General features: G+C 43.6%; 25 protein-coding genes. 12 read left to right on the top strand and 13 right to left on the bottom strand.

Annotated features, from left to right (window positions below):
* Nucleotides 1–91: 91 nt before the first annotated feature.
* Both gorA and AAC155_RS14970 read left to right on the top strand, forming a co-directional pair.
* The gene (gorA, locus tag AAC155_RS14975) at nt 92–1,444 is read left to right on the top strand and encodes a glutathione-disulfide reductase (RefSeq protein ID WP_113043124.1); all 1,353 of its coding nucleotides are present in this window, start codon (nt 92–94) and stop codon (nt 1,442–1,444) included.
* Nucleotides 1,445–1,758: 314 nt separating this feature from the next.
* Entirely contained in the window at nt 1,759–3,150 is a 1,392-nt protein-coding gene (locus AAC155_RS14970; RefSeq protein WP_113043123.1) for an amidohydrolase family protein, read from the top strand.
* A 106-nt stretch (nt 3,151–3,256) separates the two neighbouring features.
* On the opposite strand, the gene mobB is transcribed toward AAC155_RS14970, so the two are convergent.
* Both mobB and mobA read right to left on the bottom strand, forming a co-directional pair.
* Complete coding sequence (gene mobB, locus AAC155_RS14965) at nt 3,257–3,775, bottom strand: molybdopterin-guanine dinucleotide biosynthesis protein MobB (protein ID WP_113043122.1); 519 nt, start codon at nt 3,773–3,775, stop codon at nt 3,257–3,259.
* Complete coding sequence (mobA, locus tag AAC155_RS14960; RefSeq protein WP_191214884.1) at nt 3,772–4,362, bottom strand: molybdenum cofactor guanylyltransferase MobA; 591 nt, start codon at nt 4,360–4,362, stop codon at nt 3,772–3,774. Before mobA ends, mobB begins: the two co-directional genes overlap by 4 nt.
* 138 nt (nt 4,363–4,500) lie before the next feature.
* Between mobA and AAC155_RS14955 the strand changes: the two genes are divergently transcribed.
* From AAC155_RS14955 to dsbA, 3 genes are read left to right on the top strand one after another with little or no spacing between them, the layout of a single operon-like run.
* Entirely contained in the window at nt 4,501–4,734 is a 234-nt protein-coding gene (locus tag AAC155_RS14955; protein WP_158536577.1) for a hypothetical protein, read from the top strand.
* A 28-nt stretch (nt 4,735–4,762) separates the two neighbouring features.
* On the top strand, nt 4,763–5,701 hold the full coding sequence (locus tag AAC155_RS14950) for a serine/threonine protein kinase (RefSeq protein ID WP_223121452.1): 939 nt from the start codon (nt 4,763–4,765) through the stop codon (nt 5,699–5,701).
* A gap of 20 nt (nt 5,702–5,721) precedes the next feature.
* Nucleotides 5,722–6,345, top strand: a complete 624-nt coding sequence (gene dsbA, locus AAC155_RS14945) for a thiol:disulfide interchange protein DsbA (protein WP_113043120.1) — start codon at nt 5,722–5,724, stop codon at nt 6,343–6,345.
* Between the two features lie 161 nt (nt 6,346–6,506).
* Here dsbA and AAC155_RS14940 read toward each other — a convergent pair whose 3' ends face one another.
* From AAC155_RS14940 to AAC155_RS14930, 3 genes are read right to left on the bottom strand one after another with little or no spacing between them, the layout of a single operon-like run.
* On the bottom strand, nt 6,507–7,631 hold the full coding sequence (locus tag AAC155_RS14940; protein ID WP_113043119.1) for an RNA-binding domain-containing protein: 1,125 nt from the start codon (nt 7,629–7,631) through the stop codon (nt 6,507–6,509).
* A gap of 15 nt (nt 7,632–7,646) precedes the next feature.
* Nucleotides 7,647–10,274 carry a TrlF family AAA-like ATPase gene (locus AAC155_RS14935; protein ID WP_113043118.1) on the bottom strand — a complete coding sequence of 876 codons (2,628 nt, stop codon included), beginning with the start codon at nt 10,272–10,274 and terminating at the stop codon, nt 7,647–7,649.
* A 26-nt stretch (nt 10,275–10,300) separates the two neighbouring features.
* Nucleotides 10,301–10,540: an HTH-like domain-containing protein gene (locus AAC155_RS14930; protein ID WP_113043117.1), complete on the bottom strand. Its 240-nt coding sequence runs from the start codon at nt 10,538–10,540 to the stop codon at nt 10,301–10,303.
* 717 nt (nt 10,541–11,257) lie between these two features.
* Here AAC155_RS14930 and polA point away from each other — a divergent pair.
* Together polA and AAC155_RS24530 are read left to right on the top strand one after the other, a co-directional pair.
* Nucleotides 11,258–14,047 carry a DNA polymerase I gene (gene polA, locus AAC155_RS14925; RefSeq protein WP_113043116.1) on the top strand — a complete coding sequence of 930 codons (2,790 nt, stop codon included), beginning with the start codon at nt 11,258–11,260 and terminating at the stop codon, nt 14,045–14,047.
* 469 nt (nt 14,048–14,516) lie between these two features.
* Complete coding sequence (locus AAC155_RS24530) at nt 14,517–14,564, top strand: hypothetical protein (protein ID WP_438361642.1); 48 nt, start codon at nt 14,517–14,519, stop codon at nt 14,562–14,564.
* A gap of 95 nt (nt 14,565–14,659) precedes the next feature.
* On the opposite strand, the gene yihA is transcribed toward AAC155_RS24530, so the two are convergent.
* Nucleotides 14,660–15,292: a ribosome biogenesis GTP-binding protein YihA/YsxC gene (gene yihA, locus AAC155_RS14920; protein WP_112878135.1), complete on the bottom strand. Its 633-nt coding sequence runs from the start codon at nt 15,290–15,292 to the stop codon at nt 14,660–14,662.
* Between the two features lie 306 nt (nt 15,293–15,598).
* On the opposite strand from yihA, the gene ppiA reads away from it, so the two are divergent.
* Entirely contained in the window at nt 15,599–16,168 is a 570-nt protein-coding gene (gene ppiA, locus AAC155_RS14915; protein ID WP_112895450.1) for a peptidylprolyl isomerase A, read from the top strand.
* Between the two features lie 99 nt (nt 16,169–16,267).
* Here ppiA and AAC155_RS14910 read toward each other — a convergent pair whose 3' ends face one another.
* Complete coding sequence (locus AAC155_RS14910; protein ID WP_112895451.1) at nt 16,268–16,618, bottom strand: YcgJ family protein; 351 nt, start codon at nt 16,616–16,618, stop codon at nt 16,268–16,270.
* 244 nt (nt 16,619–16,862) lie between these two features.
* Here AAC155_RS14910 and AAC155_RS14905 point away from each other — a divergent pair, with 244 nt between their 5' ends.
* Both AAC155_RS14905 and argD read left to right on the top strand, forming a co-directional pair.
* Nucleotides 16,863–17,438 carry an aminodeoxychorismate synthase component II gene (locus tag AAC155_RS14905; RefSeq protein ID WP_113043115.1) on the top strand — a complete coding sequence of 192 codons (576 nt, stop codon included), beginning with the start codon at nt 16,863–16,865 and terminating at the stop codon, nt 17,436–17,438.
* Nucleotides 17,439–17,559: 121 nt separating this feature from the next.
* Nucleotides 17,560–18,771: a bifunctional acetylornithine/succinyldiaminopimelate transaminase gene (gene argD / locus AAC155_RS14900; RefSeq protein WP_113043114.1), complete on the top strand. Its 1,212-nt coding sequence runs from the start codon at nt 17,560–17,562 to the stop codon at nt 18,769–18,771.
* A gap of 49 nt (nt 18,772–18,820) precedes the next feature.
* Here argD and crp read toward each other — a convergent pair whose 3' ends face one another.
* Complete coding sequence (crp, locus tag AAC155_RS14895; protein WP_010848517.1) at nt 18,821–19,453, bottom strand: cAMP-activated global transcriptional regulator CRP; 633 nt, start codon at nt 19,451–19,453, stop codon at nt 18,821–18,823.
* 321 nt (nt 19,454–19,774) lie between these two features.
* On the opposite strand from crp, the gene AAC155_RS14890 reads away from it, so the two are divergent.
* Nucleotides 19,775–20,182, top strand: a complete 408-nt coding sequence (locus AAC155_RS14890) for an OsmC family protein (RefSeq protein WP_113043113.1) — start codon at nt 19,775–19,777, stop codon at nt 20,180–20,182.
* 125 nt (nt 20,183–20,307) lie between these two features.
* On the opposite strand, the gene AAC155_RS14885 is transcribed toward AAC155_RS14890, so the two are convergent.
* The 3 genes from AAC155_RS14885 to AAC155_RS14875 are packed head-to-tail and all read right to left on the bottom strand — an operon-like array spanning nt 20,308 to nt 22,391.
* Nucleotides 20,308–21,177, bottom strand: coding sequence for a phosphoribulokinase (locus AAC155_RS14885; RefSeq protein WP_058588694.1), 870 nt, complete (start codon nt 21,175–21,177; stop codon nt 20,308–20,310).
* A gap of 18 nt (nt 21,178–21,195) precedes the next feature.
* Complete coding sequence (locus AAC155_RS14880; protein ID WP_113043112.1) at nt 21,196–21,414, bottom strand: YheU family protein; 219 nt, start codon at nt 21,412–21,414, stop codon at nt 21,196–21,198.
* Nucleotides 21,411–22,391 (bottom strand): hydrolase, encoded by a 981-nt coding sequence (locus tag AAC155_RS14875; RefSeq protein ID WP_113043111.1) that lies wholly within the window; start codon nt 22,389–22,391, stop codon nt 21,411–21,413. The genes AAC155_RS14880 and AAC155_RS14875 overlap by 4 nt, the downstream gene beginning before the upstream one ends.
* Nucleotides 22,392–22,495: 104 nt before the next feature.
* Between AAC155_RS14875 and AAC155_RS14870 the strand changes: the two genes are divergently transcribed.
* A complete protein-coding gene (locus AAC155_RS14870) occupies nt 22,496–23,104 on the top strand; it encodes a LysE family translocator (RefSeq protein ID WP_113043110.1) in 609 nt (202 codons plus the stop codon).
* A 40-nt stretch (nt 23,105–23,144) separates the two neighbouring features.
* Here AAC155_RS14870 and murP read toward each other — a convergent pair whose 3' ends face one another.
* Complete coding sequence (gene murP, locus AAC155_RS14865; protein WP_113043109.1) at nt 23,145–24,623, bottom strand: PTS N-acetylmuramic acid transporter subunit IIBC; 1,479 nt, start codon at nt 24,621–24,623, stop codon at nt 23,145–23,147.
* A gap of 30 nt (nt 24,624–24,653) precedes the next feature.
* The gene (gene murQ / locus AAC155_RS14860) at nt 24,654–25,559 is read right to left on the bottom strand and encodes an N-acetylmuramic acid 6-phosphate etherase (protein ID WP_113043108.1); all 906 of its coding nucleotides are present in this window, start codon (nt 25,557–25,559) and stop codon (nt 24,654–24,656) included.
* Nucleotides 25,560–25,666 lie beyond the last annotated feature (107 nt).

Raw genomic sequence — 25,666 nt, 5'->3', positions numbered from 1 at the left:
GAGCTAAAACCATCACGACTGCTTGATATTTTTTGCCATAATAGGCTTTGGGTATTAACTCCCTTGAATTGATTAGATGGAAACAATCCGGATGAGCAAACATTACGACTATATAGCGATTGGTGGTGGCAGTGGTGGCATAGCGTCAATTAACCGTGCGGCTATGTACGGGCAGAAATGTGCCCTAATTGAAGCTAAGGCATTGGGTGGAACGTGTGTCAATGTGGGCTGTGTTCCGAAGAAAGTGATGTGGCATGCAGCGCAAGTTGCTGAATCTATCCACCAATATGGGCCAGATTATGGCTTTGATACGACAATCAACAGCTTTAACTGGAAGACACTCATTGCCAGTCGCACTGCTTATATCGATCGTATCCACCAGTCTTATGGACGTGGCTTGGGCAACAATAAAGTTGATGTGATCCAAGGGTTTGCCCATTTTGTTGATGCACATACGGTTGAAGTGAATGGTGAAAAAATCACCGCAGATCATATTCTGATTGCGACAGGTGGTCGCCCTGTGCGGCCTGATATACCAGGGTCAGAATATGGTATTGATTCTGATGGTTTTTTTGCATTGGAAGAGATGCCAAAGCGGGTTGCGGTTGTTGGCGCAGGCTATATCGCCGTAGAAATTGCTGGTGTATTGCATGCTCTTGGTAGTGAAACTCATCTATTTGTGCGTCAACATGCACCGTTGCGTTCTTTTGATCCGATGATTGTTGAAACACTCTTGGAAGTTATCAATACCGAAGGACCTACTTTGCATACAGAATCGGTGCCAAAATCAGTAAGTAAAAATACGGATGGTAGCTTGACCTTGCAACTGCAAAATGGCAAAGAACAAACCGTTGATACCCTAATCTGGGCTATTGGCCGTGAGCCCGCAACGGATAATCTGAATTTGTCTGTAGCTGGTGTTGAGTTGAATGAAAAAGGCTACATCAAAGTTGATGAATACCAGAACACGAATGTGAAAGGTATTTATGCAGTAGGTGATAACACCGGTGCTGTGGAATTAACCCCTGTAGCGGTTGCAGCAGGTCGTCGTTTGTCTGAGCGCTTGTTTAACAATAAACCAGAAGAACATCTGGATTACACCAATATTCCAACTGTCGTATTCAGCCATCCGCCTATTGGTACTGTGGGGCTGACTGAACCTCAGGCGAAAGCGCAATTTGGTGAAGAGCAGGTGAAAACTTATCAATCTTCTTTTACTGCAATGTATACCGCTGTCACGCAACATCGCCAGCCGTGCCGGATGAAATTGGTATGTGTCGGGCCGGAAGAGAAGATTGTTGGCATTCATGGTATCGGTTTCGGAATGGATGAAATGCTGCAAGGTTTCGCTGTTGCATTGAAGATGGGGGCAACGAAGAAAGACTTTGATAACACGGTTGCAATCCATCCCACTGCGGCGGAAGAGTTTGTAACGATGCGGTGATATTGTTGAGTCCTATCGATAACATTTTTCTAAAGGCCGATTTCATTCGGCCTTTCTCTTATTAATCTCTCTTATCAGAGGTAGGTGTAAGGATTTGTGCACAAACGAATGAAACACACGGAAGCGTATATTGTTTGTGTGGATTTAACATTATACCTGTTCATTACAGGATGATTGACGTGGTTGGCTAAATGCTACAATCATCTTGTCATTCAATGTCTAATTCTTTAGCAAAAACTGTCGTAACCCCTTGATAGGGTGGGAATCAGTCACATTCAGTGAGCTTTTTTGAGGATTCAAATAAGGACTTAAATGTGGAAAAAACTCAGCAGCAAAGCCGAAGAGCTTTTCTCAGCCAAACGGGTAAATTCACTACCGCTTGTGCGGCGATTTCCTTGACCGGGGGGATAGTGCAGGCTATACCATCAACCACTGCCGCTAATACATCATTGATGCAGACTACCCTTATTGATAGCCATTACTATCTGAGAGATGTGCTATTGGAGGATGGGTTTGAATATAATGGCGATATTGTGATTGGCACACGTACCGCATTATATACATTGGAAATCAAAGATGGTCGGATCGCTGCAATCCATGCTGCGAGTGTGCTACTAAATACGCATTTGCCATGCTATCAAGCGCAGGGACAGCTGTTGTTGCCTACTTTCCGTGATATGCACATCCATCTAGATAAGACTTTCTACGGTGGTCCGTGGCAGGCACCGTTACCCCGCCAGGGTAAAACCATTATGGATATGATCGCTCAGGAACAAACTCTGATCCCCAAACTACTGCCTACTTCACAGCAACGAGCGGAGGGTTTGATCGCTCTGTTGCAATCCAAGGGCAGTACGGTAGCCCGTAGCCATTGTAATATTGATCCGGTTAGTGGTTTGAAGAGCCTGGAGCATTTGCAGTATGCGTTAGATAATCACCGTGATGATTTCAGTTGTGAAATTGTTGCTTTTCCTCAGCACGGTTTGCTGCACTCCAAAGTGGAGGGACTGATGCGTGAGGCGATGCAAATGGGGGTACAGTATGTTGGTGGGTTGGACCCTACTAGCGTGGACGCTGCGATGGAAAAATCACTGGATACTATGTTCCAGATTGCACTCGATAATAACGCTGGTGTGGATATTCATCTGCATGAGATAAGCCCAGCGGGTGTTGTTGCTATCAACTATATGATTGATACGGTGGAGAAGATATCCGCTTTGCGTGGTAAGGTCACTATCAGCCACGCCTTCGCCCTGACCGCATTGGATGAGGGGAAACTAGCAGAAACCGCTTCCCGTTTGGCGGAGCAGCAAATCACGATAGCTTCCACAGTGCCTATTGGTAGCTTGATGATGCCGTTGCCGCAACTCATGGCTAAAGGGGTATTTATTATGACGGGTACTGATAGTGTGATTGATCACTGGTCGCCGTTTGGCACGGGTGATATGTTGGAAAAGGCGAATTTGTACGCGCAGTTGTACCGTGGCTCAGATGAATTTCATCTTTCCCGCGCTATGGCTATTGCTACTGGCGGTGTGTTACCGCTTAATGACCAGGGGCAGCGTATTTGGCCGCGGGTAGGTGATAAGGCGGAATTTGTCTTGGTGGCAGCGAGTTGTTCTGCTGAGGCCGTGGCACGTTTGCCTGCCCGTCAGGCGACGTTCCATCAGGGGCGTTTGGTGGCTGGTGTTGTAATCAGGTCTTGATCCAAAAGAAGTACAATCGGTTAATTATTCCCTTATCAATAGTTGTTTTTGGTCTTCTGCCTGTGTTTCGGGAGTTTTCACATGACTGGGCGCAGGCGGAAGTGACTTAACGTTCCATATTCAGCCATTCGACAATAAAATCAGCTACCTGTTCAGGTTGATTGATATTCAATTGTGGCAAAATAGTCTCCAATTTTTCATCACTGGCAACAGCAATCACATGTTGATCAAGAAGATCGCTTAATCGGTGGTTAAGAGTGTTGCGGTATAGAACGATCTTGTTGATTGGCTCATCTTTAAAACCTTCCACTAGAATCAAATCCAGTAAATTTAGATCAAAACGGCTGGCAAGATAGTTCAAATCTACTTTCATCAAATCTGGCGTTTCTGTCATTAACGCCCAGCGTTGTTGGTTGGCAACCAGAGTTTGTTCTGCACCGGCTTTGCGCAGTTCATAACTGTCTTTGCCCGGTTTATCCACATCCATATCGTGATGAGTGTGTTTTATCAGACCAACCCGGATTTGCCGTTGACGTAATAGTGGAATCACTTGTTTGAGAAGTGTGGTTTTTCCTGTTCCGCTATAGGCTGTAATACCTAGTAGCGGAAGCGGTTTGGTACTCATTTTTTGATCTCCTGTATATGCTCCCAATGTTGGCAATCTTCCGGTGTATTCAGATTAGTAAAGACGATGGGATTATCATCAAATTGAACGGCGATCGCTCTGATCTTATGCATAAACAGTATTAATTTGCGATCACCGTTAGCCAAATAATTTTCTAATTGAGAAGTCAGACTGCGGTGTAGTAAAGCGATGGTAGGGTGAGCCCGGTTGCCATCATTTACATAGGCTGCCAATGCTTGCTGTTTTCCCTGCCATAAGCGAATGACTAAATCAGTAGGGAGATTTGGTACATCACAAGGAACAAATATAACCCAATCGTAACTAGCTGATTTTAGGGCTGTCAGTATGCCTGAAAGGGGGCCAGAGAAGTCTGGTGTTAAATCTGGAACAATTTGATAACCACTTTGTCGGTAAATATCCAGATTGCGGTTCGCGTTGATAATTAATTCATCTACTTGTGGAAATAGCTTATCCGCAATATGTTGGTACAGTGGTTTTTTATTTAAAAAAATTAACCCTTTATCATTGCCGCCCATACGGGTGGCGCGACCTCCAGCAAGGATTGCGCCGCTTATTTTTGGTTGCATAATGTTCAAGTTATCAACTGAGGTAGTTATTACCACTAATAATAACTGCTTTTCAGCTTGATTATTTGGGTTTAACTGAGCATTTTTAAAATAAGCTCACCAGATAACGTGCTGATAAAAGGGTCATCTTTACGCTTATTGACAGAGCAATCCTTTTTCTATGTGGTCATCCCTGTTAATTTGTATATAACCCTATGGATTTCAAGATGCATCGCGACGGCAAAGGAGCGAATCCCCGGGAGCATAGGTAACTATGTGACCGGGGTGAGTGAGTGCAGCCAACAAAGAGGCAACTTGAAAGATGACGGGTATAGCCGTTATTACAGATTAATCAAGAGAATAGAATGTGCTAACAAACCAGTCTGCTTTTAATTTCCGGGAATTAACACCGGATTTGATTATGGATGCATTGGTGCAGACCGGGCTGTATGTCGATTCCGGGCTGACAGAGTTAAACAGTTATGAGAACCGTGTTTATCAGTTTATAGATGAAGATCGTAAACGTTATGTTGTGAAGTTTTACCGGCCACTACGTTGGGATCAGCAGCAGATTCAGGAAGAGCATGATTTTGCTTTGGCGATACAACAAGCTGATTTACCTGTTGCGGCACCTTTGGTATTTAATAAGCAAACTTTACTGACTTTTAAAGATTTCTTTTTTGCTGTTTTTCCAAGCATTGGAGGGCGTCAGTATGAATCCGATAATCTCTTTCAATTAGAAGATGTAGGGCGTTTGCTAGGGAGAATTCATCAGATTGGCCGCCGGCAGAAATTCACTTCTCGCCCAACTATTGGGTTAAATGAGTATCTGCATCAACCACGACAGGATTTGGCTGCATGTGAATTGGTTCCTGCGGGGCAGAGAAGGCAATTTTTGGCGGTATTGGATGATTTGATAAATGTCGTAGTATCAAATTGGCGCGATGATTGGCAAATATTGAGGCTTCATGGTGACTGCCATCCGGGTAATATCTTGTGGCGTGACGAAGCTTGGTTTGTTGACCTTGATGATGCGCGTAACGGCCCAGCAATTCAGGATTTATGGATGTTGCTTCATGGCTCTCGTCAGGAACAGCTATTGCAGTTAGATACACTGTTGGAAGCCTATAGTGAATTTGCAGATTTTGATCCGAAGGAATTGCCATTGATAGAACCATTGCGTGCTATGCGGATGATCTATTATTTGGCATGGGTTACCCGACGTTGGCAGGATCCTGCTTTCCCCAAAGCATTTCCTTGGATGACAGATACCGATTTTTGGTTAAAACAGACGTCACTTTTTTCTGAGCAGATTAAGTTGCTACAGGGATCACCTTTGCAGCTTAACCCGATGTATTAATGTTTATCATGGAGATAGTTATGAAGAAGTTGTGGTTAGCTTTAGTCGGAATGGTGATGGCATTTAGCGCATCTGCCGCCAATTTTACCGAAGGAAAACAGTATGTTGAATTGAAATCTCCGGTGGCGGATCAACCACCGGTGCTAGAATTCTTCTCTTTCTATTGTCCCCATTGTTATCAGTTTGAAGAGATTTTTAAAGTTCCTCAGACGGTGAAGCAGCATTTACCGGAAGGGACAAAACTTGTTCGTTATCATGTGGATTTTTTAGGGCCACTGGGTAAAGAATTGACTACTGCTTGGGCTGCGGCAATGGCAATGGGTGTTGAAGACAAAGTGACCCCGGTACTGTTTGAGGGTATTCAGAAAACACTGGCTATTAAGACTCCGAATGATATTCGCAATGCTTTTATCAAAGCCGGGGTGACGGCTGAGGATTATGATGCTGCCATGAGTAGTTTTGTGGTGAAATCCTTAGTTGTTAAGCAGCAAAAAGCCGCTCAAGATTTGCAACTGCGAGGTGTACCGGCAATGTTTGTTAATGGCAAGTATATGGTGAAAAATGACGGTATTGATGCCACTTCTGCTGATAACTATGCGAAATCCTATTCAGACGTTGTTAACTTCTTGTTAAATCAGAAGTAATACTTCGACATCCTCCCCCACCTTCGCACTCCGTGACTCAGGAGGGGGATTCCTCTTAGTGGATAACAGTCTGATTGCTCAGGTGCCGAATTTCTGCTTTTTCTACTGCCAGTTTTCGTCACAAAATACAGGCGGAAAATATTCAGTGGAGTGATTTGGCGTCACTCATTGGGTAACATTCGGCTAATGATAGCCTTGAATGTATTCCCCTCCCTATTATCAATCAATTCAATATCTGGGTATGCTTTGATTGCACGTTTAATACCACTTCCCAAGCCTCTGTATGGCAATACCTTAGAAGCAAATGAAGCCAAGATTGGGTTGCGAATATTTGAGTTCCCCATCTTGATGTTCTCAATGGTTAAATTATTGGGTAAATGGCCGGGGCTAATAATTTCAATTCGATCTGCAAAAACCAGCACTTTAACGGGGGCTGACACAAAGTAATCGCGATGAATAAGCGCATTGGAAATCAGTTCTTCTAAAACAATCCTCGGGATTTCAGGCTCGCCAAGTGAGTTAAAGCTTTGCTTATTTTGAATATGTCGGATATTTGCCAATACAAACCCCAGCACCTTTTGGAACACATCCGACAGCTTGCCATTGATATCTTGACTATCAATATAGTGCTCATCTTCAATATCCACGCCGGGGAAGGCAACAGCCTTTACGATAAAAACAGGAAGGCGAATCTGAGGCCGCGATGCAAACAACAAAGTACCACAAATATTCAACTGACCATTTTTAGCCAAATTCATATTCTCTAAAAGCTGAGAGCGAGATACACCTTGTTCCTCAACCCTCTCGCCGTATTCCCCCTCAAAAAAAGAATCAAAGAACTCTTGATCGATGTCGGCTACTGACGTACCACTTACCGGTGTCTCATCTGCATGAATCAGTGCCGCCTCCTGAAACATTCGCTGCAACTCTTCGCGAGCGGTCACCCTTCGCTTATCAGAACCATTTTTCACCCAAACATAGCCCTGAGTATCCATATAAGGTTTACTGATGCCTTGCTCTATATGTACTGCAATGACCAAGCCATCGGGGAGTTGAATGTTTTCCGTAACAGGATTTATTGGGGGGCGAACATTATTTGTAGCAGCATTCGCTATGACTTGATTAATTCGACCGATATCTTCTCTCGTCAATCCAGATCGAGACCCATCGCCATTGTTAACACCAATGAGAATTAAGCCTCCAGTACCATTGGAAAACGCTACCATTTCGGCACCCAACGAAGATGCATTGTTGACGTCTGCTTTAATGATGACGGCTATCTTCATCACGTGCAATTATTGCTAAGAGCTCTTGGGTTTCCATGCTTCATATACCTGTTTACGTTTCTCGAAGGCTTCTGCACCGCCTTCCATAATACCGACTATACGCTGCTGAACATCCGCGCAGTCAATGCTGCCACTGACAATATCAATATGATCATCCTGATATTCACAGGCGATGACCTGCTCAGCATCGCCTAACACTGGAATGTTGGCGTTATGAGTGGCAAAGACGAACTGCGTTTTTGGCTTTAACTCACGAATGAGCTTGATAACATCGTCATAGATAGTCTGGTTATCCAAGTCGTCTTCTGGCTGATCGATGATCACAACATCATTTTCTTGTTGGCTTAGAACAAACAGTATTAATGCAGATGCGCGCTGCCCTAATGAATGATGAGCCAGAGCCTTACCATGGTATTCAATGGTGAAAATATTTGGCACCTGCCAAGTCAGCAAAGCGTCTAGATTATCTTCAAAATACTGCCAGAAGGTATCGAATGAACCACCAACCAGCAATTTCAACTTATCCTTTTCTCTCCATGCCGCACCAAAATCGCTGAACTCGTCCACCACTGTTTGCAATGTAGCTTCTCGAATACGGCTACCGCGGTACAAATCTTGAATATGCTTGAGCATGGCCGCTTTGTTATCTTTAAATTTCGGCACAATTTTTAACGGCGAATCCACTCGATTGATTTTATTCAGCACTTGCTCAATAGCGCAGTATTCTTCAAACCAAAGGCTATTCAGTTGAACCAATTCCCGTTCAACTCCTTGATTCAATTCCGCATATTGCTGCTCACTCTTGGCCAATACAGCCAGCATTTGCTCAGCCTGATCGAGCAGACTTTTAAGCTGCTTAAACTCTTGCGGACTGATTGCTTGTGCACCCGCTTGTTGAAATTTACTGGCTAACTTGCGCTCGATTTCTGCAAATTCTTCTTTCAGCGCTTGTTTTTGTTGTTGAAAGCTCGCCAACTTTTGCTGCAATTGCTGAACTGTCGCTTGGTCACTTCCAGCCACTTGCTTAATTTCATCAAAGCCAGTGAGCAACTGTTGATAGACCGCAAAAAAGTCATCAAAAAAAGGCTGATTCTGTGCTGACTTATACAGAATTTGGTTTTTCAGTTCATCTTCAAAACTGGCAATAAAGCTGTTTAGCTCAGTCAGATAATGCTGTGCCCCTTGGATCACCTGCTGCGCTTTGCGCTCATCCCGATCAAAATCAATCTGCTTTTGCAGTTTGGCTTCTACGCCGTGTTGTTGGTAAAACCTTAACTTAAATTCGACATCCTGCTTTTTTTGCAGCCACTCTTGTTTCTGCAAGGCATCACGGGTTAAACGTTTAATTTGATCAATAGCATCCACTACGCGCTGACGGCCTTGCTCTATCTTTTGGCGAACAGGAATTAAAGCTTCCCCAACCAGCTTTTCAATGAGGTCTTTTTCAAACCCAGCGCCAGTGCTCGACAGGTCTTTTTGACCAAAGTAAATGGGTTGATGTAGGACGGTTTCTCGAATCGACACACCCGGCTGTAATTGCCCGTTAACATATACATCAGGACGTTCACCTAATATACGACGTATTTGGTAAAGCTGGCCTCGCCGGTCAATCGCGTCGATAGTGATCTTTCCGCCACTGCATAGCAGATGCTTTACTAAACCTTCTTTGTATTCAACATCAGAGGACTTATCGCCAAACGGGATATTCAGGGCATAGCGAATGCCTTCCAATACGGAAGATTTGCCACTGCCACGAATACCAATCAGAGTATTCAGTTCCGGTGATAGACAGATTTCAGTGCCACCCAAGGTGCCCACACCTTCAAAACTGATTTTACGAATAAACGAATGGCGATAGATAGGTGGCTCAGCTTGTACACGGGATCTCTTATCCCGCAAGGCAAATTTTACAGCCTCAAAGCTGAACGCGCCGAGTTTGAGATAACTGCTTTCCTTTCTGGCCGACATATCGGCAAGGTTCTTGGCGTCGCAACCTTCCACTTCGGCAGGATATAAGTCACCCAGTGCTTGCTGGATCTTAGAGCGCTCATCTCGGGTGCGAACCTTTTGGAATGCCAAAGCTCTGCATCGAACAGAAGCATTGTCGAAAAGTTCTTTTATCCGGCCTGGCGTTAAACTACCCCATAAACCGTTGGGTGCTTCCACATGAGCAAAAACTAAAAAGTAGTCTTTGTGATAACCATCCAAAGTTTTAATGGTTTCGAGAATATCGTGATTCGAACACTCATTTTCCTGCTTAAAATTAGCTTGCTTGGCAAAGGTCACATTGAGAAAGTCCTGGATATAATTTTTTTGCTCCTTGTTACTTATCCACTCATCGGAAAACACCACTAGGGTATGTACACCCGCTTTCCCATCTTTTACCGAGAGTTCAATACCGGGCAGTAAACCAATGCCGGATTTTTGGGCCTTTTTGCGCAGACTCTTAAATTCAGGCATATCGAATTTGTTATGGTTGGTAATCACACCAAGGCCAATACCGGCATCTTTTAGCGAATGTACGTATTGATTTACGTAGTCGTTATCTGCACCCGTGTATTTGAACTCTTTATCCGCACAGGTATGGAGGTGAAAATCCGTCTTGAGCCACCGGCTGCCATATTCAAAAGTATCGTCACCCATTAATACCCCCTTCCAAAAATATTTTGTTAAAGAAGATTCGTGTCAAGACCAGCAGCTTTAAGATGAGGGGTCAAATTACGCATTTTACTAAACTCCGCGCCGAAGCTTGGGTGAAGACTTACACCTTCACAAAGCTCCCTCGCTGTAATGTGTTTTAATTCGTCGGCATGCTTGAGCATTTGCAAATGTAACTCAACCGTAAACTGGTTTCTTGGCGCTTTGTCAAAAGCAAGCTTTATGCGTCTGTAAATCTCGTTTTCATTCATATTTAACACTACTAATGTGCTTATATAAAGGACATAAAAAAGCAAGAATTGACATTGAAATCGAATAACTTCTGGTAAGACAAAAGTAAGTTACATCACAAACGGCCTACCCACCAACTATTACACAAATGAGCATAGAAACTGAAATCATAAGATACCGTCTTTCCAACCTCAGGTTGAGTTATCAAAACCAGGCCGATTGTAGTGGAATGATCATTCCGGGCGTCAGCAGAAACGAAAACGAGAAAGCACACTGGCCATTCTGGCGGGCTTATCACTGTTGCTAAACACATTACAACTATCGGCGGGAATACCCCTTCTCTTGGAGGAAAAGATGACACTGAAATAGAATGACATAAGCATGTGCCGGAGTGAGAACCTTTGGCACAATGCGTGTCAGAAAGACTTTTTTGTAAGACAAACTCGGGTTATATCCACAACTCTGTGATCTATAAGGAAATATGACAGTTTAATGACTAAGATTATAAGTCATTGATTTTTTACCTGAGGTTGATAAGTTTTTTTTATCAACTATCGATACCTAAATAAAACTTGTAATATCTATGCACAAAGTTATCCACAGAATTTATAGCAGGATGTGAATATCTGAATCGGGTTTCAGTAAAGAAAATTCACATAAAATTCGTTTCCTACTTCTTGCTGTGGCATCCTATTTCCTTATACACCCGTAACAGATACAGATAATAAAGAATATTTATGGCTCAGATAGCAGACAATCCCCTGATTTTGGTTGATGGCTCCTCATACCTTTATCGTGCTTATCATGCTTTCCCTCCGCTGACAAATAGCGCAGGAGAGCCGACCGGAGCAATGTATGGTGTATTGAATATGCTACGCAGCTTGATAATGCAGTACAAACCAAGCCATGTCGCGGTGATATTTGATGCTAAAGGCAAAACTTTTCGTGATGAGTTGTTCGCTGAGTATAAGTCTCATCGTCCTCCTATGCCGGATGATCTGCGTACTCAAATAGAACCGCTACATCAGATGGTCGAAGCTATGGGATTACCATTGCTGGTGGTGCCAGGAGTAGAAGCTGATGATGTTATCGGGACTTTGGCGTTACAGGCAGAAAAAGAGGGGCGTGCAGTACTTATCAGCACTGGCGATAAAGATATGGCGCAACTGGTCACTCCAAATATCACGCTTATCAATACCATGAATAACACCATTTTGGGGCCGGAAGACGTCGTTGAAAAGTATGGTGTGCCGCCAGATCTGATTATCGATTTTCTGGCATTGATGGGAGACTCTTCTGACAATATTCCTGGCGTACCTGGGGTGGGAGAAAAAACCGCACTGGGATTACTGCAAGGGATTGGTGGCATGGATGATATCTTTGCCAATTTGGATAAAATTGCCGGGCTCAGTTTCCGTGGGGCGAAAACGCTGGCGGATAAGATGGTGCAGCATAAAGATGTCGCTTATCTCTCCTATAAACTGGCAACTATCAAAACAGATGTTGAGTTGGATAAAACCTGTGTTGCTTTGTCAGTCAAAGAGCCTGATACGGAGAAACTGCATCAGTTGTTTTCTCGTTATGAGTTCAAACGCTGGTTAAGTGATGTGGCAAACGGCGATTGGCTGGCAGAGAAAGGCAAAAAACCGGTATCCACTGGTAATGATGAATCATCTCCGACGGAAGATAAATCTGTTGCGGCCACACTCTCTTCTGATAATTATCAGACTATTCTTGATCAGCAACGCTTTGATGAGTGGATTGAGAAGTTGAAAAAAGCGCCTGTTTTTGCTTTTGATACTGAAACTGACAGCCTTGATACTTTGACTGCTAATCTGGTGGGGGTGTCATTTGCAATTTCTGCCGGCGATGCGGCTTATCTACCGCTAGGCCATGACTATCTGGGGGCGCCTGAACAACTTGACAGAGAAGTTGTGTTGGCTGCATTAAAACCGCTACTTGAAGATAGTAGCCTGCTGAAAATTGGTCAGAATATTAAGTTTGATCGTGGTGTGTTGGCGCGTTACGGCATTGAACTGCAAGGCATTGCTTACGATACCATGCTGGAATCTTACATACTTAATAGTGTTGCAGGTATGGGTCGGCATGATATGGATAGTTTGGCTGAACGTCATCTGAATCATAAGACCACGACTTTTGAAGAGATTGCTGGTAAAGGTAAAAATCAGCTCACTTTTAATCAGGTCCCGGTAGAGCAGGCCGCAATGTACGCCGCAGAAGATGCAGATGTCACTTTATTGCTGCATCAGGTTATGTGGCCGCAATTGGAGAAAGCGCCGACGCTAGAAAAGGTATTTCTGAATACAGAAATGCCATTGGTCATGGTGCTTTCCCGTATGGAACGTACAGGTGTGCTAATTGATGCAAATATTTTGGCTGAGCATTCAAAAGAGATCACCGTCCGTCTGGATGAGTTGGAAAAAGAAGCACATGAATTGGCAGGTGAGGTTTTCAATCTGGCTTCGCCAAAACAGTTACAGACGATATTGTTTGAAAAATTGCAATTGCCGGTGGTAAAGAAAACGCCAAATGGTGCGCCATCCACTAATGAAAAAGTATTGGAAGAGTTGGCAGATACCCATGCATTGCCGAAAGTGATCTTAGAGCATCGTGGGTTGGCAAAATTGAAATCTACTTACACCGATAAATTACCACAGATGGTCCATCCGCTGACCAAACGGGTGCATACTTCTTACCACCAAGCGGTAACGGCAACTGGGCGTCTTTCTTCACGTGATCCTAATTTGCAAAATATTCCTGTCCGTAATGAAGAGGGCCGTCGCATTCGTCAGGCATTTGTGGCACCTGAAAGTTACCGGATTATGGCCGCTGACTATTCTCAGATTGAGTTGCGGATAATGGCCCATTTATCTCAAGATCAAGGGTTGTTGAAAGCTTTTGCTGAGGGGCAAGACATTCACCGGGCAACGGCGGCGGAAGTCTTTGGTTTGCCACTGGAACAGGTAACCAGTGAGCAGCGCCGTAGTGCTAAGGCGATTAACTTTGGTTTGATCTATGGCATGAGTGCATTTGGTCTTTCCCGTCAGTTAGGTATTCCTCGCGGTGAAGCGCAACGCTATATGGATCTCTATTTTGAGCGCTATCCGGGGGTATTGGCGTATATGGAGCGTACTCGTAAACAAGCGGAAGAGCAGGGTTACGTTGAAACGCTGGATGGCCGTCGTCTTTATCTGTCAGATATCAAATCTCGCAATGCCATGCGCCGTAAGGCAGCAGAGCGTGAAGCTATTAATGCGCCAATGCAGGGAACTGCGGCGGATATCATCAAAAAAGCGATGATTGCGGTAGATGACTGGATTATCAATGAAGAACCGAAAGTTCGTATGATTATGCAGGTTCACGATGAGCTGGTATTCGAAGTCCATGAGTCACAACTTGAATATGCAGAACAGAAAATTCGTGAATTGATGGAGAAGAGTATGGTGCTTGATGTTCCACTGAAAGTAGATGTAGGTATCGGTGACAATTGGGATCAGGCGCACTAATATGCCAGTTTGATAAGTGATAGGCTGAGCTAATACAGTTAAGAATATCAGCAACTGCGTTGGGACATTGGTTCTTCCTGATGCCAACGCAGTATGTTAAGTTTTTCCTCTCTTTGACGATCTAACATGTTAAGTGATTATAAGCCATGTGCAATAATGCATTAGTCATATTCACCATGCGCTACAAAATCTCCGCCTCCCCAGCCGACTCTCTTGCCGTTTGCTCGCAAGGCTGAAAAAATAGACGTTTTCTTCCCATTCTAATGGAGAGTTATTATTGTGATTTGTACCTGATGAAGCACTATCTTAGATCCAGATCGCATAAATATGTAATTAAACTACATTTAATGTTGTCAAAATGAGCAAAATTCTGGGCTGAATCGAGATAATTTCTGAAAATAAATTACAAAAAGGCTTTTTCTAATAAATAAAATAGGGTAGAGTTATTGGCGTAGGGTACAGAGGTAAGATGTTCTATCTTTCAGACCTTTTACTTCACGTAATCGGATTTAGCTGAATATTAGCTGCCCCAGTCAATTTCGACTGGGGCATTTTTTTCATCTGCATTTAATTGGTGGGAATGAAAAAGACTGTATTAACTATGGTTTTCAACTAACTATGGTTTTCAACTTGAACGGCTTTCTGGCTGAACCATATATCCAGCTTCTGTTGTAGTTTATCGATACCGATTTTTTTCGGGGCTGAGAAATATTCCACTTGAATATCCCCATTCAGCGCGAGTAAGGTGTCACGAACCTTATTCAGTTGACTTTTACGGGCGCCAGATGCCAGTTTGTCGGCTTTAGTCAATAACACCATAACCGGTACTTGCATTGCGACTGCCCATTGGATCATCTGCTGATCAAGATCTTTCAATGGGTGACGGATATCCATCAGTACGACCAGCCCGATCAGGCATTCACGTTTTTGCAGATATTCACCCAATGCTTTTTGCCATTTGCGTTTCATCTCTTCTGGTACTTCGGCATAGCCATAACCCGGTAAGTCAACCAGGCTAATACCTTCTTCTACTTCGAATAAATTGATGAGTTGAGTTCGGCCAGGCGTTTTACTGGTACGGGCGAGGCTTTTCTGTTTCGTCAGAGCATTCAGAGCGCTAGATTTACCTGCATTTGAGCGACCGGCAAACGCGACTTCAATGCCCATATCTTGAGGCAGATGGCGAATATCAGGTGCGCTCGTGATAAAACGGGTCATATGATAGTTGTGGTTTTTGATGGTCAAAATGATTATCTCCCTGAGAAATGCGCCGAATATATGGCAAAGAAGATTATACCGATAGCCACTGTTGGTTGACAGGATTAAAAATAATGACATATTTCTGATGGGTTGAACCAAGCTTGCTATTTTGTTACTGATGACGCTCGGTTTATGAAATAAAATCTAACCTGTTATTGAAAAGATACATTTTTCTTCAAAGTACCTATCGATTGATAGCGTAAATGTAGGTAAATATTAAGCACGATGTTGAAGAGATTATTAGAATTGATTCAGTTTGTGTTGTTGACCTTAATAATATAGGAACCCAGAATGTTTAAACGTATTTTAGTAGCACTTGTAACTGCATGCTCTCTGAGCGCAATGGCGCCTCTGGCTTTGGCGGTGGGAGAAATCCACGTGAAGCTGACAACAACGGAGGGTAATATTGAACTGGAATTAAATAATCAGAAAGCTCCAATTACAACGAAAAACTTTATTGAATACGTCAATGAGGGTTATTACAACAATACAATCTTCCATCGGGTAATCCCTGGATTTATGGTGCAAGGTGGTGGTTTTACCAAAGATTTGCAGCAAAAAGCGACTAAAGCTGCTATTAAAAATGAGGCAGATAATGGACTGCGTAATTTACGCGGAACTATCTCTATGGCACGTACCGCTGATAAAGACAGCGCCACCAGCCAATTTTTTATTAATGTAGCGGATAATGCTTTCCTTGATCATGGTCAGCGTGACTTTGGTTATGCAGTATTTGGTAAGGTTGTAAAAGGCATGGATGTTGTGGATAAAATTTCTCAAGTCAAAACGGAAAACGTTGGTCCATATCAGAATGTACCGGTTAAACCTGTTGTTATTCTGTCGGCGGAGATTATTCCTTAATTTTTTCCTCTCACTTTGGCTGTGGCAGTTTCTGGTCTTCCGGTTAACTCTCATCAGATTAACAAACTGGCCTGCATTAAATGAAGGCCAGTTTCGCCATTATTCATATATCTTTTGGGTAAATTCTTTATTTACTTCGGTTCGTGGATAATATCTGTCTTTGTAACATTTTTTCTCTTTACTCTCACAGTGTACCCCATTACTTAAAGTGTAAGATGAAAAATCAATATATTGCCCATCACCAAACTCTTTTTTCAGGCGTCCTGCGGCTCTTTTCCCTAAATACCTTTCGGTTAATTTTAGCGATAGCCCTTGTTGATCAGCGCAATATTTTCCTTTTTTATCACAAACCACCCCTTTTTCCGGGAAGAAAATGTTAGCAGTTTTAGTAACAGCCAGCGTGGAGAAGGACAGTGAAAAAAGAGATGCTATAATCAGTTTTGTCTTCATAACAATTACCTTTACTTATTGAATATCAAAATAGAGCATATGTTTTGTAGGGTATGAGAGATAAGTTGATTAAGGAAAAAACAGCCATTGATTTTGTTGTACTATGCTACAAATATTGATGTGCTATGATAGCCGCCCCGTTGTCGCGAGGCCGTTTTACCTGGAGCCAGTTGTGCAGGATAAACAAATTGCAGGAGTGGCAGGGCAACAAATACAGCGATAAAAATGAGTAGGATAGACTCCTATGTTACTAATAATAGATAACTATGATTCTTTTACATATAACTTATATCAATATTTTTGTGAATTGGGTATGGATGTTTTAGTTAAGCGTAATGATGAACTGCAACTTGAAGATATTGAGAGATTGATGCCCACTCATCTGGTGATTTCCCCAGGCCCTTGTACCCCAAATGAAGCTGGCATTTCTCTGGCTGCGATTTCTCATTTTTCGGATAAGTTGCCGATTCTTGGTGTTTGTCTTGGACATCAGGCAATTGGGCAGGCGTTTGGTGCCAGCGTGGTAAAAGCCAGGGAAGTGATGCACGGGAAAACTTCTGCTATTCACCATAATCAGCAAGGTGTGTTCAAAGGGCTTAACCGGCCATTAACCGCGACTCGTTACCATTCATTGGTCATTGCCGCAGAGACATTACCAGCCTCATTTGAAGTCACCGCATGGAGCCAGCATAACGGCAATGTCGATGAAATTATGGGCATTCGTCATCGCACTCTACCGCTGGAAGGGGTGCAGTTCCACCCTGAAAGTATTCTCAGTGAGCAAGGTCACCAGTTGCTGAGCAACTTTCTGAGATATTAACCAGATACCGATAATTTCTTCATTTATCCATCTTTTTCATTTGCCCATCTTTGATTTTTTATGCATATTTAGTGATTATAATTTCACTTTTGAATGGCGTATATAGAAAACGGGTGGGAAAATGAAGGAGCATACCGCAGTAGATAGAAACGCATACGATCAAGTTATGTTGCCAATTTATTCACCAGCGCAGTTTATTCCGGTGAGAGGGCAGGGTAGTCGTGTATGGGATCAGCAAGGGAAAGAGTATATTGATTTTGCGGGAGGGATTGCTGTTGTGGCTTTGGGCCATTGTCATCCTGCGTTAGTGGATGTTTTGAAGCAGCAAGGGGAGAAACTTTGGCATATCAGTAACATTTTTACCAATGAACCGGCTTTGATTCTGGCGCAGAAACTAATTGATGCGACTTTTGCTGAGCGGGTATTTTTTGCCAACTCAGGAGCAGAAGCGAATGAAGCGGCATTTAAACTGGCTCGCCACTATGCTATTACGCGTCACAGTCCCTATAAAACCAAAATTATCGCATTTCATCAGGGTTTTCATGGTCGCACCTTATTTACTGTTTCCGTGGGTGGTCAGCCAAAATATGCTGATGGTTTTGGGCCAAAACCCGCGGATATTATTCATGTGCCTTTTAATGATTTAGATGCAGTGAAGGCCGTCGTAGATGACCATACTTGTGCTGTTGTATTGGAGCCTGTACAGGGAGAAGGGGGAGTCACGCCGGCAGCACCGGCATTTATTCGTGGGTTGCGTGAGCTTTGCGATAAACATCAGGTGCTGTTGGTGTTTGATGAAGTGCAAAGTGGGATGGGACGTACCGGTAAGCTATTTTCTTATATGTATTATGATGTTACGCCGGACATCATTACCACAGCAAAAGCATTGGGAAATGGCTTCCCTATTAGCGCTATGCTGACGACAGAGAATATTGCTTCAGCGATGACGCCGGGAGCTCACGGTACAACTTACGGCGGTAATCCGTTGGCTTGTGCAGTTGCAAATGCGGCTTTTGATATTATTAATACACCAACAGTTCTGGAAGGAGTTGAAAAACGCCATAATTTGATGGTGAATTTTCTGAATGATATCAATCAGAAACATGCGATATTTGGTGAAATCCGAGGAAAGGGTTTGCTGATTGGTGCGGAACTCAAAGCACCGTATCAGGGAAAAGCCAAAGATATTCTACAACTGGCGGCTGAAAATGGCTTAATGTTGTTGAGTGCGGGGGGTGATGTACTGCGTTTCACGCCTTCGTTGATTATTAGTGAGGAAGAGATTGCTCAAGGAATGGCGCGGTTAGAGCAGGCAATTAACCCGTTGGTGTAATTAAATACAAGAGAAATCAGCGCAGGATTATGCGCTGATTAATCAGGCATCAACGTGTACCGTAAACAACAATAGTTTTACCGTGTGCAGAGATCAAGTTTTGATCTTCTAGCATTTTCAGAATGCGACCAACCGTTTCGCGGGAACAGCCAACAATCTGACCAATTTCCTGACGCGTTATTTTGATTTGCATTCCATCCGGGTGGGTCATTGCATCTGGTTGTTTCGCCAGATTCAATAAAGTTTGGGCAATCCGGCCGGTAACATCCAGGAAAGCCAGATTACCGACTTTCTCAGAAGTTGTTTGCAAACGGTTTGCCATTTGGGCAGATAAACGCATCAAAATATCCGGGTTTACCTGAATCAGTTGACGGAATTTTTTATAGGAGATTTCAGCTACTTCACAGGCGCTTTTGGCCCGTACCCAGGCTGTACGCTCTTGCCCCTCTTCAAATAATCCAAGTTCACCAATGAAATCCCCCTGATTTAAATAGGAGAGGATCATCTCTTTGCCTTCTTCATCTTTAATCAAAACCGCAACAGAGCCTTTTACGATGTAGTAAAGCGTCTCTGCTTTTTCGCCTTGATGAATAAGCGTACTTTTAGATGGATATTTATGAATATGGCAGTGTGACAAAAACCATTCAAGAGTGGGGTCTGTTTGTGGTTTGCCGAGAACCATTCGTTTCATCCTCTGTTGTTATCGCTGCCTAAATAACACGAGAATCTAAAAGTTTCTCGTCAGGCTGGCTTATAAAGACACTAGCTTAACATATTAGTTTGTTGAAAAACCGACAGGTAAGGGTTTTATATAGGTTATCTGAAATTTGAACACTAGGGTATTGATCTTAACCTATATATACCTGGCGCACTTCTGTTTTTAACACAGGAAAAGGCTTCTGTCTTGTCTTGTATTGTTTCAGCATAATAAACCGCTCATTAGATTGCTAGCTTAATACTGAAAGAGTAGGCTTGGATGCAAAGAACGACTTAAGAGGTATTTATGCAAGCGCGGGTAAAATGGGTTGAAGGATTGTCTCTTTTGGGGGAGTCATCTTCCGGTCATCAGATCATGATGGATGGTAATGCCGGCGATAAGGCACCGAGTCCAATGGAAATGGTATTAATAGCAGCCGGTGGTTGCAGTACGGTTGATGTCGTTTCTATTTTGCAGAAAGGCAGATATGACATCAGAGATTGTGAAGTAAAATTAACTTCCCGCCGTCGTGAAGAAGCGCCACGCTTGTTCACCCATATTAATCTGCATTTTATTGTTACGGGTAAGGATTTAATAGATAAAGCGGTTGAACGTGCAGTCATGCTTTCCGCGGAAAAATATTGCTCTGTTTCGTTGATGTTGGGGAAATCAGTTGAAATTACCCACAGTTTTGAAATTAAAGAGATAGATTGAGAAATTATTTTTGATTAAAAAATAACAACAGGTAACTAATTATCTCAGTTACCTGTTTTTTTAACTGAATAATATAAGATGCAAATTTTAAGTGCCGGATTTGCTAAATTGACCTCAGGCGCTGATTAACAAATCTTTTCCCCTTCCAGTAATCGCTGTACCAATGGCGTCATAATTAATTCCATTGCTAATCCCATTTTTCCACCGGGGACCACGATGGTATTAATGCTTGAAACGAATGAGCCTTGTAACATTGCTAACAAGTATGGGAAATCAATTTGAGTCAGATCACGGAAGCGGATGACAATAAAACTTTCATCCAGTGATGGAATGGCTTTGGCTGAGAATGGATTGGATGTATCAACGGTAGGGACACGTTGGAAGTTGATATGTGTTCGCGAGAATTGTGGCGTAATGTAGTTAATATAATCATCCATAGAACGCACGACGGAATCCATCACAGCTTCCTGCGAGTGTCCTCGTTCTCCGGTATCGCGGACAAGTTTCTGTATCCATTCAAGGTTGACAATCGGCACGACGCCCACGAGCAGATCAACATGACTGGCAACATTATGTTGTGGTGTGACAACGCCACCGTGCAGACCTTCATAAAACAGTACATCAGTCTGCTTAGGTAAGGATTCCCACGGCGTAAAGGTACCGGGGAGCTGGTTGTAAGGGACGGCATCGTCATAGGTATGAAGATATTTCCGACGGCGTCCTTCACCGGTTTCACCATAATCGATCATGGTTTTTTCCAGCATGCCAAAGTCATTGGCTTCTGGCCCAAAATAACTGATGTGCCTGCCTTGCTCTTTGGCCTTACGGATTGCGGCATCCATTTCAGGGCGGGTGTAACGGTGGAAACTATCTCCTTCTATCTGGGCGGCACTGATGTTAAGTTGCTGGAAAATCTTACGGAAAGCTAAACTGGTGGTTGTTGTTCCGGCACCGCTGGAGCCGGTAATTGCAATAATCGGATGTTTGACAGACATTCAGTAAACTCCATAACGTTAAGAATGGAACATTTCTTTTGGCACAATATTGATGCTCTCATGCAGTTCAGACCACACCAGCATAACATCTCCCCGTTCCAACTGACGGCGAATGTCAGAGACCTTCTGCTCCAGCGATTTTTCATCTTCGCCATAATCAGTGCCTTCCCGCAAGATAAAACTCTCTATCAAATTTAGCAAAGTTTCTGGTTCCAGTTGTTGCCACGGAATAATCATTGTGGTTGCTCCAGATAAGTTGACAGCCAATTTGGGATGCGTTGTTCCAGCCACATTTGTGGTTTCTTCAACGAACCACTGACAAAGCCGACATGTCCACCATATTCTGTCATTTGATATTCAATATTTTTGGGTAACATTTTGAGATCAGGGATAACTTCCGGTGCCATAAAAGGATCGTCTTTAGCATGAATAATCAGCAGTGGCACAGTAATATCAGGCAGACGCGGCAGAGCACTGCACTGGCGGTAGTAGTCCGCTGCATTTTTAAAGCCGTGGATTTTTGCGGTTACAATTTCATCAAATTCTCGAATATGTTTCAATCTTTTTACCTGAGACAGATTAATGGGGAGTGAACCGGGGTAGCGTAACAATTTACGGGTGGCATTACGTTTCAGGCTATTAAGTAAATAGCGTTCATAAACCTGAGAAAATCCTTTTTCTATCCGCAGGGAGCAGGCTGCCAGCATCAGAGGAGCAGAAACAATAACGGCAGCATTGATCTGAGCATCTGTTTTTTCTTCTGCCAGATAGCAGGCCAGCATATTACCGCCGATTGAATAACCTACGGCTGATGTGGGTGCATCACCGTAGGTCTGTTTTAACCAGCTTAGAAAATAACGGGCATCGCTTGTTTCGCCAGAATGATAGAGGCGTTTTTGGCGGTTTGGTTCACCGCTGCATCCGCGGAAATGCATGACAACACCAAGCCAGCCTTTTTTCTGGCAGATATGAAGCAAACCGTGGGCATAAGGGCTGTGGAAACTGCCTTCCAGACCATGAAATAGGATCAAGCGTGGCTTGTGTGCTGCGATGGCGGGATCTTCACTCCACGCCAGATCAACAAAATCGTTATCCGGTAAACTAAGTCGTTGCCAATAGGGTTGCAGTTCAGGATACCGCCGCACCAGACGCGGGAGTAGTGTCTGCACATGCGGATTACTGGCTCCGGTGAGAGGACGAAAGATATCAGTCATAATAGTTTCGAGTTAAATTGATTAGTTATCTTGTATGGTGAATAACATACTGATATTTTCTATGGAAGGGAAACGCCATTATTCAGGATGAAAGGTAACTCTTCATGACAGCAAGCCTAATTTTTTCATTAACCGCTTTTTTACTGATTTCTTCCATTACGCCGGGGCCAAACAACATGTTGCTGACGTCATCAGGCGCTAACTTCGGCTTTATCCGCTCTTTGGGATTGCTCTTTGGCGTTGTTCTGGGCATGCAGACGATTTTATATCTGTCTGCTTTCGGAATAGCGGCGTTGCTGTTGGTCTATCCTGCTATTCACACGGTTATGAAAATTGCAGGTAGCCTCTATTTGCTGTGGTTGGCATGGAAAACAGCAACAGCCAGTTACCGACGTCTGGATACCAAAGATAGTGCTGTTATTAAGCCAGTGCGGTGGTATCAAGGTTGGTTATTGCAGTTTTTGAATCCGAAAGCCTGGCTGATGGGGTTGGGTGCGGTTGGCAGCTACAGTATTGCTGGTGATCATTACCTCTATTCCATCGTCGTGATCAGTATCGTGGTGATGTTTATTAATGTCTTGTGCGGCATGGTGTGGGCGGGCTTTGGTTCATTGATTGGGACGTTACTCCGTAGTCGCAATGCTTGGTTTCTGTTCAATATTACGATGGGTATATTGACGGCAACCTGCGTGCCATTGATTTGGCTTGGGTAATTCATCCATAAATTGCATTTTGGTTATAAAGAATATTTATTCATTCTTTTTGGCTTTGGACATCGGCTTTAAGCGTCCCTATTTTTTTACTCCCGAAGATCAGGGTCAGCATAAAACCACTGATATAAGCCACCACCAGCCCGGTAGCATATACTGCCATTCCGACAAAAATACCGCTGTTCGAGGTCATCAGTGGCAGTGCTACCAATCCAGATGGACCAAAAACCGTATTCAACCCAACAGGTAATCCCAAATAGGCGACCAAACCGATAAAGAAACCGCCGGCGGCACCGCCCAAACAGGCGGTAATAAAGGGCTTGATTCTCGGCAATGTTACCCCATAAATCAAAGGTTCACCGATGCCGAGCAAGCCTGGAATAATCGCGCCTTTTATTTGCGTACGCAGCAGAGAGTCTTTTTTCGCTTTGACATACAGTGCCAACGCTGCACCAACCTGTCCGCCGCCCGCCATTGCAAGAATTGGGAACAGAGAATTAAAGCCTTGTGCCTCCATGAGTGCGAAATAGACGGGAACAAACCCTTGGTGAATACCAAACATAACAGCGAGTAAAAATAGCCCAGCCAATATCGCCGTGCCAAAAGGATTGCCGTTAAGGTGAAGGAATAACCATGACATGTCGCTAAACAGATAACTCCCCAGCGGCATGATAAAGATAAAAGCAATGGCTCCCATGATTAGCAGAGTAATAGCCGAAGTGAGGATCATATCGAGATTATCCGGGATAATCTTACGAACTTGCCGTTCTACCCATGCTCCCAAAATAGCGGCGATAAGAACGCCGATAATATTGCCGCGCGGATCGATGCTATAACCAAAGAAAGTAGCAATACCGGAATAAAAACCGCTGGTGGCATCCGGGTTATAACTGAGTACAAACAGTGAAGCGATAATGGCGCCGTTTATTCCCGAGCCGCCAAATGCTTTTTGTGCGTTATAACCGATCAGAATACTCAGAAAGCTGAACATGCCTTTACTGAAAACTTTCATATAGCCGATGATTTCAACCAAAATGGTATTAGGGTGTTCAACGCCTTGAATGGCTACCTGTTCAAGTAAAGTAGCAAAGCCGAGAAGCAGACCTACGGCAATAAAACCGGGGATCAATGGGGTAAAAATGGTAGCGAATTTGGTCAGGAATTTGTGTACCGCACTGACTTGTTTCTCTTTAAGTTGCTTTTTATTAGCAGAAGCAATATTGGTTAAATTAGTGTCGTTTGGTTTCGATTGTGCTGTATGGGTAGAAGAATTTAGCAATTCATTCATTATTTCAGCCGCTGCTTGGGCTTTTCCCGGCCCAAGCACAATCTGAAACTGATCGTCGCTTTCAATAATACCTAACACATTGGGGAGCTGTTTTAACGCCACTTTATCCACCTGCGTATTATCGCGTAGTGTTAGTCGCAGACGGGTCATACAGTTGCCACATTGCGCTACATTATTTGCATTGCCGATGGCTTTAAGGATCTGGGCAATGACTGTGTGGTTAATTTTAGCCATCTTCTTACTCCTTCTCAGCAGGGGAAGTCGTTACTGAACGGCTGAGATCGTCGGTCGAATAAAACCGTGATGTTTTTCCAGTAAAGCCTTTGCTTGTTGAGCATTGACGCCCGCCAGAATCATCACAATGGCGGTTTTACAATGCCCATTACATTCAGTTAATGCCTGCTCAGCTTGTTCACGATTACATTCGGTGGCGGCGATAACGATATTTTTCTGCCTTTCAACCAGCTTGGCATTCGTCGCTTCTACGTCCACCATCAGGTTGCCGTAAACTTTACCTGTACGGATCATGGCGCCGGTGGTCAACATATTCAGAATGAGCTTTTGTGCTGTACCGGCTTTCATACGTGATGAACCTGTGACAATTTCCGGCCCAACTATCGGTGTAATGGCGATATCGGCTGCTTGTGTCATCGGGCTTTCCGGGTTGCAACTAATGCAGACAACGGTGGCACCAACGGATTTCGCATACGCCATTGCACCCAAGACATAAGGTGTGCGGCCACTGGCGGCAATGCCAACCAGTACATCTTTTGCATTAAAGTTTAGCGCTTGAAGATCATTTGCGCCTAGTTGTTGGTTATCTTCTGCATTCTCAACCGCATGTAGAATGGCTTGATGCCCACCGGCGATTAATCCAACCACTTGTTCCGGTTTGGTGCCATAAGTGGGCGGACACTCACTGGCATCCAAAATCCCTAATCGGCCCGATGTACCGGCACCGATATAAATTAAACGACCTCCCTGACGAAATGCTTCGACAATTTTGTCTACCGTTTCAGCGATTTTCGGCAAAGTTTGCTCTACAGCCAGTGCGACTTTTTTATCTTCGTCATTAATTAGTTTTAACATTTCAAGGGTTGGCAGAGTATCAATGTTGGCACTGGCTGGATTGCGACTTTCGGTAACTATATTGTTGAGATTGATTTTCATATTGTTTTTTTGATGGAATATTCTTGAATCGATGATAAAAAATCATTTATTCTTAAAATGTGATTACTATCACGGTGTTAATTATTTAAAATGTGTTGAGGATTAGG

This window comes from Photorhabdus sp. HUG-39 (assembly GCF_963878365.1).
GTDB lineage: Bacteria > Pseudomonadota > Gammaproteobacteria > Enterobacterales > Enterobacteriaceae > Photorhabdus > Photorhabdus kayaii.
Note: the sequence above shows the minus strand (reverse complement) of the source record. Positions and strands in the feature narration are given on the sequence as shown.

What these genes read in the sequence shown, in the direction of transcription:
- gorA (WP_113043124.1), top strand. Translation starts at nt 92, where the DNA reads ATGAGCAAACATTACGACTATATAGCGATTGGTGGTGGCAGTGGTGGC.
- mobB (WP_113043122.1), bottom strand. Translation starts at nt 3,775, where the DNA reads ATGAGTACCAAACCGCTTCCGCTACTAGGTATTACAGCCTATAGCGGA.
- mobA (WP_191214884.1), bottom strand. Translation starts at nt 4,362, where the DNA reads ATGCAACCAAAAATAAGCGGCGCAATCCTTGCTGGAGGTCGCGCCACC.
- AAC155_RS14950 (WP_223121452.1), top strand. Translation starts at nt 4,763, where the DNA reads ATGGATGCATTGGTGCAGACCGGGCTGTATGTCGATTCCGGGCTGACA.
- dsbA (WP_113043120.1), top strand. Translation starts at nt 5,722, where the DNA reads ATGAAGAAGTTGTGGTTAGCTTTAGTCGGAATGGTGATGGCATTTAGC.
- AAC155_RS14940 (WP_113043119.1), bottom strand. Translation starts at nt 7,631, where the DNA reads ATGAAGATAGCCGTCATCATTAAAGCAGACGTCAACAATGCATCTTCG.
- AAC155_RS14935 (WP_113043118.1), bottom strand. Translation starts at nt 10,274, where the DNA reads ATGGGTGACGATACTTTTGAATATGGCAGCCGGTGGCTCAAGACGGAT.
- AAC155_RS14930 (WP_113043117.1), bottom strand. Translation starts at nt 10,540, where the DNA reads ATGAATGAAAACGAGATTTACAGACGCATAAAGCTTGCTTTTGACAAA.
- polA (WP_113043116.1), top strand. Translation starts at nt 11,258, where the DNA reads ATGGCTCAGATAGCAGACAATCCCCTGATTTTGGTTGATGGCTCCTCA.
- ppiA (WP_112895450.1), top strand. Translation starts at nt 15,599, where the DNA reads ATGTTTAAACGTATTTTAGTAGCACTTGTAACTGCATGCTCTCTGAGC.
- AAC155_RS14910 (WP_112895451.1), bottom strand. Translation starts at nt 16,618, where the DNA reads ATGAAGACAAAACTGATTATAGCATCTCTTTTTTCACTGTCCTTCTCC.
- AAC155_RS14905 (WP_113043115.1), top strand. Translation starts at nt 16,863, where the DNA reads ATGTTACTAATAATAGATAACTATGATTCTTTTACATATAACTTATAT.
- argD (WP_113043114.1), top strand. Translation starts at nt 17,560, where the DNA reads ATGAAGGAGCATACCGCAGTAGATAGAAACGCATACGATCAAGTTATG.
- crp (WP_010848517.1), bottom strand. Translation starts at nt 19,453, where the DNA reads ATGGTTCTCGGCAAACCACAAACAGACCCCACTCTTGAATGGTTTTTG.
- AAC155_RS14890 (WP_113043113.1), top strand. Translation starts at nt 19,775, where the DNA reads ATGCAAGCGCGGGTAAAATGGGTTGAAGGATTGTCTCTTTTGGGGGAG.
- AAC155_RS14885 (WP_058588694.1), bottom strand. Translation starts at nt 21,177, where the DNA reads ATGTCTGTCAAACATCCGATTATTGCAATTACCGGCTCCAGCGGTGCC.
- AAC155_RS14880 (WP_113043112.1), bottom strand. Translation starts at nt 21,414, where the DNA reads ATGATTATTCCGTGGCAACAACTGGAACCAGAAACTTTGCTAAATTTG.
- AAC155_RS14875 (WP_113043111.1), bottom strand. Translation starts at nt 22,391, where the DNA reads ATGACTGATATCTTTCGTCCTCTCACCGGAGCCAGTAATCCGCATGTG.
- AAC155_RS14870 (WP_113043110.1), top strand. Translation starts at nt 22,496, where the DNA reads ATGACAGCAAGCCTAATTTTTTCATTAACCGCTTTTTTACTGATTTCT.
- murP (WP_113043109.1), bottom strand. Translation starts at nt 24,623, where the DNA reads ATGGCTAAAATTAACCACACAGTCATTGCCCAGATCCTTAAAGCCATC.
- murQ (WP_113043108.1), bottom strand. Translation starts at nt 25,559, where the DNA reads ATGAAAATCAATCTCAACAATATAGTTACCGAAAGTCGCAATCCAGCC.